This window comes from Scandinavium hiltneri, assembly GCF_024764835.1.
Classification (GTDB): domain Bacteria; phylum Pseudomonadota; class Gammaproteobacteria; order Enterobacterales; family Enterobacteriaceae; genus Scandinavium; species Scandinavium hiltneri.
Window position 1 is genome coordinate 326,360 of record NZ_JALIGE010000076.1, and the last position, 14,888, is coordinate 341,247.

Consider the following 14,888-nt stretch of genomic DNA (forward strand, 5'->3'; position numbering starts at 1 on the left):
CAGAGGTCCTATTCTGTGCAATATTTGCGAGGAGCTTTCAGAAAATGAAGTTGATCTTTCGTCTGACCAGGTATACTGTATATTCATACAGTAACCCACAGGGCGGGATTCACTATGTACACTTCAGGTTATGCAAATCGCACATCAATGGTTTCTGCAACTGCAGTCGACCATCCACAGCACAGTTCTACTGGGCTTATCAGCGAAGTGCTTTATCGTGAGGATCAGCCGATGATGACTCAACTGCTGCTGTTACCCCTTTTACAGCAGCTTGGCCAGCAAGATCGCTGGCAGCTGTGGCTCACGCCGCAGCAGAAACTGAGTCGACAGTGGGTTCAGGCATCGGGCCTTCCGCTGTCTAAAGTTATGCAAGTTAGCCAAATGTTGCCAGAAATGACGCTTGAATCTATGATTCGCGCACTTCGTACCGGGAACTATAGTGTTGTTATTGGCTGGGTTACCGAAGAGTTGAGCGAAGATGAACATCATCGACTCACGATTGCGGCCGAAGAAGGTAACGCAATGGGCTTTATTATGCGTCCTGTCAGAACCACTTCCCTGCCCACGAGACAGTTTTCTGGCCTTAAAATTCACTCTAATTTGTATCATTGAGTAAAATTAGGATTATTCCTAGCATTTTTTTTACCCTGTCTATAACCCGCTATTTTTTGCGGGTTAATTTAGGAAAATGCTTGTCTGGTGCGGTTCTCAGCATTTTGCTCGGCACAAAAATTCAACATAAATGTTAAATATTGTGTATACAACTCTTTTTTTTTCATATGCCTGACAGAGTTCACACTTGTAAGTTTTCGAGTACGTTGTAGACTTTACATCGCCAGGGGTGATCGGCTTAAGCCACAGATTACGGCGTAGTTACTGAATTAGGCTCCGCCCCCGGTGAAGGATTTAACCGTGAACTTCTAAATGGATATTCATGGCGATTTTTGGATGATAACGAGGCGCAAAAAATGAAAAAGACAGCTATCGCGATTGCAGTGGCACTGGCAGGCTTCGCTACTGTAGCGCAAGCCGCACCGAAAGATAACACCTGGTATGCTGGTGGTAAATTGGGCTGGTCTCAGTTCCATGATACTGGCTGGTATGACAGCTCCCTGAACAACAACGGTCCAACCCACGACAGCCAGCTCGGCGCAGGTGCGTTCGGTGGTTACCAGGTAAACCCGTATGTTGGTTTCGAAATGGGTTATGACTGGCTGGGCCGTATGCCTTATAAAGGCGACGTAACTAACGGCGCATTCAAAGCTCAAGGCGTTCAGCTGACTGCTAAACTGGGTTACCCGGTAACCGACGATCTGGACGTTTATACCCGTCTGGGCGGCATGGTATGGCGCGCTGACTCCAGCAACAACCAAACCAGCGACAACCACGACACCGGTGTTTCCCCAGTAGTTGCTGGCGGCGTTGAGTGGGCAGTGACCCGTGACATCGCTACCCGTCTGGAATACCAGTGGGTTAACAACATCGGCGACGCAGGCACCGTAGGTGTTCGTCCTGATAACACCATGCTGAGCGTTGGTGTTTCTTACCGCTTCGGCCAGGACGATGTTGCTCCAGTTGTAGCTCCGGCTCCAGCTCCAGCTCCAGAAGTACAGACCAAGCACTTCACTCTGAAGTCTGACGTTCTGTTCAACTTCAACAAAGCGACTCTGAAACCAGAAGGTCAGCAGGCACTGGATCAGCTGTACTCCCAGCTGAGCAACCTGGATCCTAAAGACGGTTCAGTAGTGGTTCTGGGCTTCACCGACCGTATCGGTTCTGATTCCTACAACCAGAAACTGTCTGAGCAGCGTGCACAGTCTGTTGTCGATTACCTCGTATCTAAAGGTATCCCGGCTAACAAGATCTCCCCACGTGGTATGGGCGAATCTAACCCAGTTACCGGCAACACCTGTGACAACGTGAAAGCTCGCGCTGCACTGATCGATTGCCTGGCTCCAGATCGTCGCGTAGAGATCGAAGTTAAAGGTAGCAAAGACGTTGTAACTCAGCCACAGGCTTAAGTTATCGTCTAATAAAAAACCCCGCAACGCGGGGTTTTTTATATTCTGAATTCAGGTGGGTTACTACTCTTTCCCTAACAACGCCTGCAAATCTTGCTTGAGCGTTGTCATCTTGCTCGCATACTTCTCTTTGTTTTCCGCATCCTCAATTAACTGCACTATCGTCTCCGACAAAGTCTTACCCCGGCGATGTGCCAGGCCCGCCAGGCGTTGCCAGACGATAAACTCCAGGTCGATAGACTTCTTGCGAGTATGCTGATGCTCGGCGTTGAAGTGACGCTTACGTCGCGCTCGAATTGTTTGCTTCATACGATTAAACAGCGCCGGATTCATGTGCTGCTCAATCCAGTCGTTGACCTGTACAGGTTCGTTTTCGAGCGTCAACAAGGTATCTACCGCATCTTGCGCAGCGCTGGCCTCAATGTAGCGGGTGATCAGCTCACCTTCCCGGTGCTTTTTAACCAGGTACTTCCATTTCCAGCCGCTTTCAAGGTTTTCCAGTTGTTGATATTTCATTGCGATCTCAATGTGACCGTGTAACTCATTTCAGGATAACAGGTTTTTGCTGATGTGCTGAGAAGAAATCGCCCTGAGCGAGTGAGGCTATTCTCCTTCAGAAAGTTGCCCGCTAATCCCCGTGTGCTGAGTGTCGCCTTGAGGTATAATCACCCGCTTTACATCTGACTAAAAAACAGCGACTTTGACGATTACAAAACTTTCACGGCGCGATTTAGCCCCCGATCTTGAGGCTTATCAGACGCTGTTTGCCCAGCCTGATTTGGCAACCGAAACCGATTCCTTACCCGGCGAACTGCAGGCACGCCTGCACTACGCGCTGGATCAATTCCTCTATCCTCAGGCCATATCTGACTTCCTGTTGGTGAAAGCCCCGGAAGAACCTGAGTATCTACAGTTACTGAGCGATGCCACTCGCGAACGTCGCGACGATGCACAGCCGCTCTGTGGTGTCCGTTACACGGTCAGCGGCAATCAGGTTACCCTGACTGAGGGCACCTCGCCCGAAGACAATTTCGCAAGCCAGAGGCCAGTAATTCAGGCTGATTGGGTTGAAGCCGAGCAACTGTTTGGCTGTGTTCGTCAGTTCAATGGTGAAATCAGCCTCCAGCCAGGTCTCGTGCATCAGGCTAACGGCGGCGTTTTAATCCTCTCCTTACGCAGCCTGCTTTCTCAGCCGCTGCTGTGGATGCGGCTGAAGAACATCGTCTCCCATCAGCGTTTTGACTGGCTGACCTTTGACGATGCCCGTCCCCTGCCCGTCAGCATTCCTTCTATGCCGCTGTCGCTGAAGGTGATGCTGGTTGGTGAGCGTGAATCGCTGGCCGATTTCCAGGACATGGAGCCGGAACTGTGCGAAAAAGCCATCTACAGTGAATATGAAGATAATCTGCAGGTCGTTGATGAAGATTCGCAGAAACTCTGGTGTCAGTGGGTGTGGCATATTGCCCGCGGTCTGAATTTACCTGGCCCCGATACCGACGCCTGGCCGCTGCTCATTCAGGAAGGCGCACGATACACCGGTGACCAACAGGCGCTGCCGTTGTGCCCACTGTGGATTGGCCGCCAGCTGCGTGAAGCCGCTGCCTTCAGTGAAGGTGAACGTTTTAGCGCAGAACAGCTGAACACCATGCTGGTTCAACGCCAGTGGCGTGAAGGTTATTTGGCAGAGCGCATGCAGGATGAAATTCTGCTTGAACAGATCCTTATCGAAACGGAAGGCGAACAGATAGGCCAGATTAACGCCCTGTCTGTGGTCGAATTTCCAGGTCACCCGCGCGCCTTCGGTGAACCTTCGCGTATCAGTTGCGTAGTTCACATTGGTGACGGTGAGTTCACGGATATCGAACGCAAAGCAGAGCTCGGCGGTAACATCCATGCCAAAGGCATGATGATTATGCAGGCGTTTTTGATGGCTGAACTGGGCCTGGACCAACAGATCCCCTTCTCCGCGTCTCTCACCTTCGAGCAGTCGTACAGCGAAGTCGACGGAGACAGCGCATCAATGGCCGAATTGTGTGCCCTGATCAGTGCCCTGTCGAACGTGCCGGTCAATCAGAGCATGGCCATCACTGGGTCCGTTGACCAGTTTGGTCGTGCGCAGCCGGTAGGCGGTCTCAATGAAAAAATTGAAGGTTTCTTTGCTATCTGTCAACAGCGCGGCCTGACCGGGAAACAGGGGATTATCATTCCTTCTGCAAACGTGCGTCATCTCAGCCTTGCGCAGGACGTACAGAAAGCAGTGGAAGCCGGTGAATTCTCACTCTGGGCAATTGATGATGTGACGGATGCGTTGCCACTATTGACGCAGTTGATTTGGGACGGCGAAGGCCAGACCACGCTTCTGCAAACCATTCAGGAACGTATTGCTCAGGCAAATCAGCAGGATACGCGTCATCGCCCGTGGGCAATGCGCTGGTTAAACTGGTTTCATTCAAACTGATCGGACTTGTTCAGCGTACACGTGTTAGCTATCCTGCGTCGCGAACTCAAAATAAGGCTTACTGAAAACATGGTAGATAAACGCGAATCCTATTCAAAAGAAGATCTTCTTGCCTCCGGACGCGGCGAACTGTTTGGCGAAAAAGGCCCGCAGCTTCCGTCAGCCAACATGCTGATGATGGATCGTGTCATCAAAATGACCGAGACAGGCGGTAACTTCGATAAAGGCTACGTGGAAGCAGAGCTGGATATCAATCCTGACCTGTGGTTCTTCGGTTGCCACTTCATCGGCGACCCGGTAATGCCTGGCTGCCTGGGCCTGGATGCCATGTGGCAGCTGGTCGGCTTCTACCTGGGCTGGCTCGGCGGCGAAGGCAAAGGCCGCGCACTGGGCGTTGGCGAGGTGAAATTCACTGGCCAAATTCTGCCTACCGCGAAAAAAGTGACCTATCGCATCCACTTCAAACGCGTGATCAACCGCCGTCTGATCCTGGGTATCGCTGATGGTGAAGTCCTGGTTGACGGTCATCGCATCTACGAAGCGACTGACCTGAAAGTGGGTCTGTTCCAGGACACTTCTGCGTTCTGATGCGTTTAACGCACTTCCGGGTGCGTAGAAACGGCGAAGCCTCTGCATGCAGAGGCTTCTTTGTTTTAAAGAGACAGCATCAGGCGATTACTGCCCTGTCCTCCATGGCTTCTCGCCAGCCTCCCAGCCAGTGCGACCTTTGGTTTAAGGTCTGATAAGGACAGATTTCTTTTGATTTGCCAGCGATGCCAGCCTGGTACCCACGTTGATGTGCCCGTTCCAGGCGATCACGTTTTTGTCTCTTCATGCCTCGTTTCCCTCATTTTTTGAGTCTGGTGGAAAAGAAAACAGTGGTCATCAAATGTGCAACCACACATTAGGGATACCCTGAATCCGCCACAGCGTCAATGCGCAAAATTCACGCCAGTGTCATATTTGTGAGCTACTCAGAAGTTCATTTGTACAAAAATTGTGGAGCCGGACAACTAACCGTCTGACCCCAAAAACAAAAAAACCGCAGCAGAAACATGTCTGCTGCGGTTTTAACGGTGATGAATTTTACTTATGGCAAGCGATTAATCGACTGTGCAATAGATGTCGCTTCCTGACTCCAGGCCTGTGCCAGCGTTTTCACCATCGCGTCATAGCCGTCTTGCTGCTGTTTGACCTCGATATTGAACGGACGCTTAATTAGATGCCCTTGATGGTTCAGGAGCCACTCTCCGCTCACAATCACCTTCCCGTCATAACGGCCGTGGAAACCGCTCACATTGACGTTGAGGGTGTCCTGGTCGCTGCCCAGCGGTTGCGACGCAACAACCCAGCCCGGAAGCTGAGTGCTGAGGTTCGCCACCAGCGTAGTACGCAGTTGCTGGTCCAGCGGGCTTGCCCACAGGTTATTGTTCGCAATTACATACTGAACATCACTGGTCTGATACACCACGCCGTTTCCGGCGAGGTAATCAGGGATGCTCACCTGCTCAACCCACAGCAGGTGACTGCCCTGGCTGGCCGTGCTTTGCACGCCAGCCTGAGGAAGAGGCAGTTGATAGTAAGTTTTGTTGTCACTGCTGCTGCACGCCGACAGCAGGCAAGCTAATGCTACGGGTAGCCATTTTTTCATTCTTTCGCCCTCTTCGGCTGCGGATCCTTTTTATCCTTCGCTTCGAACACCAACGCGTTGCTCTTATTGTTGAGTGTTTTCAGCACGGGCTGCAGTTCACGGAGTACCTGATCCAGGCGCTGCATATCGCCGACCATTTTGTTGTATGCCGCAGAACCAGGCTGGAAGCCCTGCATACTACGGTTCAGCTCACGCAGCGTTTTCTGCATGTCGGCTGGCAGGTCCTGCATCGACTGGCTACCGGTAATCTTATTCAGATTATCCAGCGTCGCCTGCACGTGCTTCATGGTTTTCTGGCTTTCCGCCAGCGAGTTTGTGGCCTGTTCAATCAACGGATTGATTGGCAGATTATTGATTTTATCCAGCGCATCCATCAGGCGTTGCTGGATTTGCGCCAGCCCACCGCTCACGGTCGGGATAATGTCAAAACCACCAAACTCGCGGAACTTGCCGCGCGGTTCAGCTTTCGGATAGAAGTCGAGATCGATGTAAAGCGCCCCGGTCACCAGATTACCCGACTTGAGCGAGCCACGAAGGCCACGTTCAATCAGAGTATCCAGATGACTGCGAATATCCGGATCGCCGCCCAGTTGGTTAACCAGACGCTCAGGCTCGATACGTATCTGGACCGGAATGCGGAAATCATCACTCAAGCGCTGATGCAGGCCCGGAATGAAGAACGGCACTTTGCCCACCGTCCCCAGACGGATGCCACGGAATTCCACCGGAGCGCCAGGCTGAAGGCCACGAACAGAATCTTTAAAGAACATCACGTAGTCAACATGCTGGGTATACATCGCATCCTGAATGGAGCGCTGATCGTCAAACAGATGATATTCCGTTTTATTCGCCACCGGCTCGCCCAGTGACTGTTCGTCAGGCACGTCAAAACTCACGCCACCACCGAACAGCGTCGATAGCGATCCCATTTCTACGCGCATACCGGCAGAAGTCAGATCCACCGCAATACCGCTGTCTTTCCAGAAACGGGCGTTGGTGGTGACCAGGCGGTCATTCGGCGCGCTGATAAACAATTGGTAAGTAATGCTGCGCTTATCGGCATTGAAGCTACTGGTTTCGACCGACCCCACGCGATAACCGCGGAACAGAACCGGATCGCCCGGAGAAAGCTGCCCTGCTTTGTTACTTTCGAGCAGAACGCGGATACCTTTCGCATCCGGTGGCGCAAGCGGGGGGGAATCCAGGAGCTGGAATTTCTCAGGCTCAGCGCCTTTAGTCCCTGGCTGAAGTTCAATATAAGCGCCCGATAACAGCGTACCAAGGCCGCTGATACCCTCGCGCCCAACCTGCGGTTTCACGACCCAAAAGGCCGAATCACCGTGCAGTAGTTTTTCCATACCGGTGTTCAGACGCGCCTTGATTTCAACGTGCGTCAGATCGTCCGTCAGGGTTGTGCTTTCCACCACGCCGACATCCACGCTGCGGCTCTTGATGCGGGTTTTCCCGCCTTCAATACCTTCAGCGTTGGTGGTCATCAGGGTGACTTCTGGCCCTTGATGGCTGTAGTGATAAAAGAGGATCCATGCGCCGATGAGCGCGGTAACGATGGGAAAGATCCACACTGGCGACCAGTTCTTCACCTTCTGCACTTTCGCCTCTCCACTCTTGTTTTCCATGTTATTACTTTTCCTCATGGCTTGATTCTGGCTCACGATCCCACAACAACCGAGGATCGAAGGTCATGGCGGAGAACATGGTCATGACAACCACCAACGCGAACATTACTGCTCCTATCGCCGGATAGATATTCATTAAGCCTCCCATGCGCACCAGCGCAGATAGCACTGCTATCACAAAAACATCAATCATTGACCAACGGCCAACAAATTCAACCACCTCATACACAAGGTGCATCCGCTCGCTGTCGCGGCTTCCATTGCCATTGGCATTCCAGCACAGCCAGGCAATGGCGATCATTTTCAGCGTCGGTACCATAATACTGGCGATAAAAATGACCATCGCTACCGGATACGATCCTTCACTCCACAGCAATACCACCCCGGCGATAATGGTCGACGGCAGTTTCTCACCGAGCAAATCCGTAATCATGATCGGCAGAATGTTGGCAGGCAGATAGAGAATAATCGAGGTCATCAACAGCGCCAGCGTCCATTGCAGGCTGTGTCTGCGACGGACAAAACCTTTGGTTTCACAGCGCGGACACACCGGCAGATCGGCAGGAATAATGGCGGTGCAACACGAACAAGAGCGCAGACCCTGACGGATCCCCGTGACGCCTACTTTCAGCGGTTGTTCGAGTTTAGGCATCGGTTTGATGTCGTCCCACAGCCAGCGACGGTCAACGCACTGGAATGTGCGCAGCTGAAGCAGGCAGAACATACACCAGGGAACAAAACTGGTACCCACACCAATATCGCCGTAAGCCATCAGCTTCACGAAGCTGACCAACACCCCGGCGAGGAAAATCTCGGCCATGCCCCAACTTTTTAAGTGGAACAGAATACGGGCCAGGAACACCTGAATTTTTTGCGGCAGCGGTACCCGGTTGACCAGCACCAGAATGGTGACCAGGCAAAACGCCGGAACCAGTTGCACAAACAGCAGGAAGAAGGTGCCCAGGCTGGCGTAGTCTTCAGAAAACAGCACGTGCGGGATTTCAAGTAGCTCAATTTCACTGCTGATCCCGCCGACGTTCATATTGACGAACGGAAACAGGTTCGCCAGTAGCAGCATGAACAGTGCTACCAGCGCATAGGCTGTGGGCCGCTGTCGCGGCTCATCCCATTCGGTCGTCAGTGTCGTGCCGCAACGAGGGCACGACGCTTTGTGGCGGTGTTCGAGGTGCGGTAACGCCACCAGTAAATCGCATTGTGGGCACAGGATATGCCCTGCAGCATGGTGTTCATCGCACATGAACGTTCCTCACATTAACCACCGTTTTTTAACGCTTCGAGATATTCCCATCGTTCGAATGCTTCTTCCAGCGCTTTCTCGGCCAATTCCATATCCGCCAGCACCTGCTGCGTATGGTCATGCGATTGATTAAAGAAGTCAGGACTCGCGACCTGCGCCTGCAAACCTTCGAGGTTTGCCTCAAGTTCTTCAAGTCGTTGAGGAAGCTGCTCTAATTCGCGCTGCAGGTTATAGCTTAGTTTGCCAGGCGCGCGTTTGACAGTTCCTGCTTTCACTTCTTCTTTAGCACTTTTATTCTCGACAGGCTGCTTGCGCGACTGAGACTGCGCCTGCTGCCCGCGTGCATCGTGGTAACCGCCTACATATGCACTGATTTTACCGTTGCCTTCGAAGATCCAGCAGTCGGTCACAGTGTTATCCACGAACTGACGATCGTGGCTCACCAGCATAACCGTACCCTGATAACCGTCGATAAGTTCTTCGAGAAGTTCCAGCGTTTCAACGTCGAGGTCGTTAGTCGGTTCATCGAGGATCAGCAGGTTGCTTGGCTTGAGGAACAAACGCGCCAACAACAGGCGGTTACGCTCCCCGCCCGACAGCGCACGCACTGGCGTCATTGCGCGTTTCGGGTGGAACAGGAAGTCCTGCAAATAACCGAGCACGTGGCGCGGTTTACCGTTGACCATCACTTCCTGCTTACCTTCAGCCAGGTTGTCCATCACCGTCCTGTCCGGATCGAGCTCGGCGCGATGCTGATCGAAATAGGCCACTTCCAGCTTGGTGCCACAGTGAACGCGACCGCTGTCAGCCTGCAACTGCCCCAGCATCAGCTTAAGCAGCGTGGTTTTACCGCAGCCGTTCGGGCCGATCAGTGCAATTTTATCGCCACGCTGAACCTGAACGGAGAAGTCCTTCACCAGCACTTTGCCATCGACCTGGTAGTCAACGTTTTCCAGTTCAAACACAATTTTGCCTGAGCGACTTGCTTCTTCGACCTGCATGCGGGCGCTGCCCAACACTTCGCGACGCTCACTGCGCTCACGGCGCATGTCTTTCAGTGCGCGGACGCGGCCTTCGTTACGCGTACGACGCGCTTTGATACCTTGACGGATCCACACTTCTTCCTGCGCCAGCTTGCGGTCGAACTCGGCATTTTGCAGCTCTTCTACGCGCAGCATCTCTTCTTTTTCCAGCAGATACTGATCGTAATTACCCGGATAAGTCACCAGCTTGCCGCGATCGAGATCGACAATGCGGGTTGCCATGTTGCGGATAAAGGAACGGTCGTGCGAGATGAAGATAATGGTACCTTTGAACGTTTTCAGGAACCCTTCCAGCCAGTCGATAGTTTCGATGTCCAGATGGTTCGTGGGTTCGTCGAGCAGCAAAACGCGCGGACCGCTGACAAGCGCGCGGCCCAACGCTGCTTTACGCAGCCAGCCGCCTGACAGCGAGCCCAGCGCCATATCGGCTTCAAGACCCAGCTGTTCCAGCACTTCGTTGATGCGGCTTTCGATCTGCCACAGACCGTGGTGATCCAGAAGCTCCTGCAGCTTCGCCATCTCGTTAAGATTTCTGTCACTCGGGTCGGTCATCACCACATGGGAAATCTCGTGATAACGCTTGAGGTATTCCGCCTGCTCTGAGATACCTTCAGCGATGAAATCGTAAACGCTACCTTCCACGTTGCGCGGCGGATCCTGTTGCAGACGTGCCACCACCAGATCCTGTTCATAGATGATGCGCCCATCATCCAGACCCTGTTCGCGATTGAGGATTTTCATCAGCGTCGATTTACCGGCGCCATTACGCCCAACCAGACAGACGCGTTCGTTATCCTCGATATGCAATTCGGTATTATCAAGGAGAGGCGCATCGCTGAACGACAGCCAGGCGCCATGCATACTAATTAAAGACATTTATTCTTTCCTTCAGGCTGCAGTAATCAGCCAGCAGTTATGGATCTGACGGTTACGGGCGAAATCGGCTGAAAGCGTTTTTTGAGTAATTTCTTCTGCTTTCAGGCCCAGTGTTGCCATACCGTCGATATCGAGTTTGAAGCCGCGTTTGTTGTTGGAGAACATGATCGTGCCGCCTTTGCGCAGCAGTCGTTTCAGATCAGACATCAGTTTCAGATGATCGCGCTGAACGTCGAACGTATCTTCCATACGCTTAGAGTTTGAGAATGTCGGCGGATCGATGAAGATCAGGTCGAACTGTTCATCCGCGTCACGCAACCACCCCAGCACATCAGCCTGCAACAGGCGGTGCGGACGGCCGGTCAGACCGTTGAGGCGCAGGTTGCGTTCAGCCCATTCCAGATAGGTGCGCGACATATCCACCGTGGTGGTGCTGCGCGCGCCACCCAGACCGGCGTGTACGCTGGCGGAGCCGGTATAAGAGAACAGGTTCAGGAAGTCTTTACCTTTGCTCATCTGACCCAGCATGCGACGGGCGATACGATGGTCGAGGAACAGACCGGTGTCGAGATAATCGGTCAGATTCACCCACAGGCGTGCATTGTACTCGCTCACCTGCATGAATTCGCCTTTCTCGCTCATCTTCTCGTACTGATTTTTACCCTTCTGACGTTCACGGGTTTTCAGTACCAGTTTATTCGGCGCAATGCCCAGCACCGAAATGGTGGCGGCAATCACGTCGAACAAACGCTGACGCGCTTTGGTGGCATCCACGGTTTTCGGCGGTGCATATTCCTGCACGACAACCCAGTCGCCGTAGCGATCGACCGCTACGTTATATTCCGGCAGGTCAGCATCATAAACGCGATAGCATTCAATGCCTTCCTGGCGCGCCCATTTATCGAGCTTTTTGACGTTCTTGCGCAGACGGTTGGCGTAATCATCTGCCAGCATAACCGTCGTGGTTCCGTCGGTTTCGGCCAGGTGATAGTTTTTCTGCACGCAGTCCAGCGGGCCGTTTTTGGCTTTGAACTGGCGCTCAGCACGCAGTTGCAGACAGCTCAGCAGTTCAGGAGATGCGCTGAACAGGGACAGATTCCAGCCACCAAACTGGGATTTCATGGTACGTCCGAGCAGGTTATGCAGCGCAATCAGCGCCGGTTCGCTGTCCAGACGTTCGCCGTACGGCGGGTTGCTGATGACGGTACCGTATGGCCCTTTCGGCAGCGGATTGCTCAGCTTCGCAACGTCTTTCACTTCAAAGTTGACGATGTCGGCCACACCGGCCCGGCGGGCGTTGCTGCGCGCGCGGTCAATCACGCGACCGTCAATATCAGAGCCGTAGAAACGGGATTCATAAGCCTCGAGACCGGCGCGAGCGCGGGTCTGGGCTTCGGCTTTCACTTCCTGCCAGATGACTTCATCGTGCTGTGACCAACCGTTAAAGCCCCAGTGGCCACGGTGCAGGCCTGGTGCGCGGTCTGTCGCCAGCATTGCGGCTTCAATCAGCAACGTACCGGAACCACACATTGGATCGAGCATCGGCGTGCCCGGCTGCCAGCCAGAACGCATCACGATAGCCGCGGCCAGGGTTTCTTTGATAGGCGCCATGCCAGTTGCGTCACGATAGCCACGCAGATGCAGGCCCTCACCGCTCAGGTCGAGAGAAATATGCGCGACTTCTTTATTCAGCCAGACATTAACCCGCACGTCCGGATTTTCTTTATCAACGTTCGGACGCGGCAGATTTTTGCGGGTAAAAGCATCGACGATGGCGTCTTTGACCTTCAACGCGCCGTACTGGCTGTTACGAATTTCCTCATTCACACCGCTGAAGTGCACGGCAAAGGTCGAGTCCTGATTGAACATCTCTGTCCAGTTGATAGCCTGAACGCCGAGGTACAGGTCCAGATCGCTGTACACCTTGCATTCACCGAGCGGCATCATGATACGTGACGCCAGACGGCTCCACATCAGGCTCTGGTACAGCAGTCGCGTGTCACCTTCAAAATGGACACCACCCTGAACCACCGCACAGGCGCTGGCGCCCAGGTTTTCCAGTTCAGTTTTTAACAGCTCTTCCAGCCCACGGGCCGTACTGGCAAACAGAGAATTCATATCGTCACTTATTACTCACAGAAAATTGTTGCGCATTATAGCGAATCTGGGCTTCATATAGGGTGACTTTTTTCAAACGTGAGGGATAACGAAATGGCGACGCTATCACGGCTCTATATTCACCCAGTAAAATCAATGCGGGGAATCGGTGTCACGCATGCGCTGGCCGACATCAGCGGCATGGCATTTGACCGTATTTTTATGGTTACCGAGCCGGACGGCACATTCATTACCGCTCGCCAGTATCCGCAGATGGTGCGCTTCACCCCGGTACCGACTCACGAGGGTTTACACCTCACCGCACCAGATGGCAGTTCGGCGATTGTGCGTTTCGAGGACTTCGCAACAGAAAGCGCCCCCACCCAGGTCTGGAGTGCTCACTTTACCGCGCGGATTGCACCTGCTGACATAAACCAGTGGTTATCGGGATTCTTTAAACGTGATGTCCAGTTACGCTGGGTGGGGCAACAACCGACCCGTCGCGTCAAACGTCATGAGGCCGTTCCTCTCTCTTTCGCCGACGGTTTCCCCTATTTACTGACGACCGAAGCCTCACTGCGAGACCTGCAAAACCGCTGCTCGGCCAGCGTGCAGATGGAGCAGTTTCGCCCCAACCTGGTGGTCACAGGCACGCAACCGTGGGAAGAAGATACCTGGAAAGTGATGCGTATCGGTGATGTGGTCTTTGACGTCGTGAAACCCTGCAGCCGCTGTATTTTTACCACCGTCAGCCCCACCAAAGGCCAAAAGCACCCTTCTGGTGAACCGTTAGCCACGCTGCAAACCTTCCGCACAGCGCAGGACAATGGCGATGTCGATTTCGGTCAAAACTTGATTGCCCGCAACAGCGGCGTAGTTCGCGTAGGCGACGAGCTAGAAATCCTCTCAACCGGGCCGGGCAAAATATACGGTATGGGCAACACAGAAGAAACGCTGGACGTGAACGTCACGCAGGATGCCGTGGTCGACATTGACTGGCAGGGCGACGTCTTCAAAGGGAACAATCAGCAGGTTTTACTGGAACAGCTGGAACAACAGGGGATCCGCGTGCCCTACTCTTGCCGGGCCGGAATATGCGGGAGTTGCCGCATAAAGTTAGTCGAAGGGGAAGTCAGCCCGATGAAGAAAAGTGCAGTCTCTGAAGATGGCACCATTCTTTGCTGCAGCTGCGTTCCAAAAACTGCGCTACGCCTTTCGCGTTAAACCGCCTGACCGTAGCTCAGCGCAGCCGACAGCGGCTGTGGCTGGAGGCGGTCATTCATCACTTTAATCGCATCGCCTAACTGCATGGTACGACCGGCTAACATCAACCCCGGCTGTGCCAGCAGGCAAAGCGCGGCGTTATCACCCGGCTCAACCACCAGCAGATTCACACGCTCACCGCTGTCGCTCAGCCAGACCGCGGCGGCATCACCGGTCGCCGGCTGCCAGTTCTCTTCGTGCGCGACAAAGTGCCAGCTTTTTGGCATCTGTGGTTTCAGGAAACGGATGGCGACCAGCGCATTGAGAATAAGCTCTGCGCGGTGTTCTTTGGTTAATTCCAGGTCACGACATCGGTCTTCAAACGAGAAATAGAGGGCAGCATCGTCAACACAAAAACCAGTAGGATCAAAGGCATCCGGCGTCAGCATCCGACGAGCGAAACGTGAACGAAACAACATACCATTGGCTAAATCGAGCATCATACGATCGTGCTCTTCATCAAAATACCAACGCCAGTTATCGTCAGGTTTAATTCGCATTTCTGTTCCCCGCTCTCATAAGCATCCTTTGCCTTAAAGAATAATCCCGTTTCGTTAATTTGCCTGAATTAAGAAAAGACCATA

At 53.2% G+C, this 14,888-nt stretch carries 13 protein-coding genes; 5 read left to right on the forward strand and 8 right to left on the reverse strand.

Translation table 11 applies throughout. The features are described 5' to 3' along the window. Positions 1-114 precede the first annotated feature (114 nt). Both sulA and ompA read left to right on the forward strand, forming a co-directional pair. Positions 115-612 carry an SOS-induced cell division inhibitor SulA gene (gene sulA / locus MUU47_RS19060; protein WP_159773258.1) on the forward strand — a complete coding sequence of 166 codons (498 nt, stop codon included), beginning with the start codon at positions 115-117 and terminating at the stop codon, positions 610-612. Positions 613-968: 356 nt separating this feature from the next. Further along, complete coding sequence (gene ompA, locus MUU47_RS19065; protein ID WP_258989733.1) at positions 969-2,021, forward strand: porin OmpA; 1,053 nt, start codon at positions 969-971, stop codon at positions 2,019-2,021. Between the two features lie 63 nt (positions 2,022-2,084). Here ompA and matP read toward each other — a convergent pair whose 3' ends face one another. After that, positions 2,085-2,537, reverse strand: a complete 453-nt coding sequence (gene matP / locus MUU47_RS19070; RefSeq protein ID WP_258989734.1) for a macrodomain Ter protein MatP — start codon at positions 2,535-2,537, stop codon at positions 2,085-2,087. A gap of 184 nt (positions 2,538-2,721) precedes the next feature. On the opposite strand from matP, the gene MUU47_RS19075 reads away from it, so the two are divergent. Beyond that, the gene (locus MUU47_RS19075; RefSeq protein WP_258989735.1) at positions 2,722-4,479 is read left to right on the forward strand and encodes an AAA family ATPase; all 1,758 of its coding nucleotides are present in this window, start codon (positions 2,722-2,724) and stop codon (positions 4,477-4,479) included. 69 nt (positions 4,480-4,548) lie between these two features. Continuing rightward, positions 4,549-5,067: a bifunctional 3-hydroxydecanoyl-ACP dehydratase/trans-2-decenoyl-ACP isomerase gene (gene fabA, locus MUU47_RS19080; RefSeq protein ID WP_159753642.1), complete on the forward strand. Its 519-nt coding sequence runs from the start codon at positions 4,549-4,551 to the stop codon at positions 5,065-5,067. 79 nt (positions 5,068-5,146) lie between these two features. On the opposite strand, the gene rmf is transcribed toward fabA, so the two are convergent. From rmf to rlmKL, 6 genes are all read right to left on the reverse strand, one after another. Next, on the reverse strand, positions 5,147-5,314 hold the full coding sequence (rmf, locus tag MUU47_RS19085; RefSeq protein ID WP_054179110.1) for a ribosome modulation factor: 168 nt from the start codon (positions 5,312-5,314) through the stop codon (positions 5,147-5,149). Positions 5,315-5,569: 255 nt separating this feature from the next. After that, positions 5,570-6,130 carry a membrane integrity-associated transporter subunit PqiC gene (gene pqiC / locus MUU47_RS19090; RefSeq protein WP_258989736.1) on the reverse strand — a complete coding sequence of 187 codons (561 nt, stop codon included), beginning with the start codon at positions 6,128-6,130 and terminating at the stop codon, positions 5,570-5,572. Continuing rightward, entirely contained in the window at positions 6,127-7,767 is a 1,641-nt protein-coding gene (gene pqiB, locus MUU47_RS19095; RefSeq protein ID WP_258989737.1) for an intermembrane transport protein PqiB, read from the reverse strand. Before pqiB ends, pqiC begins: the two co-directional genes overlap by 4 nt. A 4-nt stretch (positions 7,768-7,771) precedes the next feature. Continuing rightward, positions 7,772-9,025: a membrane integrity-associated transporter subunit PqiA gene (gene pqiA, locus MUU47_RS19100; protein WP_258989739.1), complete on the reverse strand. Its 1,254-nt coding sequence runs from the start codon at positions 9,023-9,025 to the stop codon at positions 7,772-7,774. 14 nt (positions 9,026-9,039) lie between these two features. Beyond that, the gene (locus MUU47_RS19105; RefSeq protein WP_258989740.1) at positions 9,040-10,944 is read right to left on the reverse strand and encodes an ABC transporter ATP-binding protein; all 1,905 of its coding nucleotides are present in this window, start codon (positions 10,942-10,944) and stop codon (positions 9,040-9,042) included. A gap of 12 nt (positions 10,945-10,956) precedes the next feature. Beyond that, entirely contained in the window at positions 10,957-13,062 is a 2,106-nt protein-coding gene (gene rlmKL, locus MUU47_RS19110) for a bifunctional 23S rRNA (guanine(2069)-N(7))-methyltransferase RlmK/23S rRNA (guanine(2445)-N(2))-methyltransferase RlmL (RefSeq protein ID WP_258989741.1), read from the reverse strand. A gap of 93 nt (positions 13,063-13,155) precedes the next feature. On the opposite strand from rlmKL, the gene MUU47_RS19115 reads away from it, so the two are divergent. Then, positions 13,156-14,265 carry a YcbX family protein gene (locus MUU47_RS19115; protein WP_258989742.1) on the forward strand — a complete coding sequence of 370 codons (1,110 nt, stop codon included), beginning with the start codon at positions 13,156-13,158 and terminating at the stop codon, positions 14,263-14,265. Here MUU47_RS19115 and zapC read toward each other — a convergent pair. Then, a complete protein-coding gene (gene zapC, locus MUU47_RS19120) occupies positions 14,262-14,804 on the reverse strand; it encodes a cell division protein ZapC (RefSeq protein ID WP_258989743.1) in 543 nt (180 codons plus the stop codon). The two genes, MUU47_RS19115 and zapC, sit on opposite strands and share 4 nt — an antisense overlap. Between the last annotated feature and the right edge of the window lie 84 nt (positions 14,805-14,888).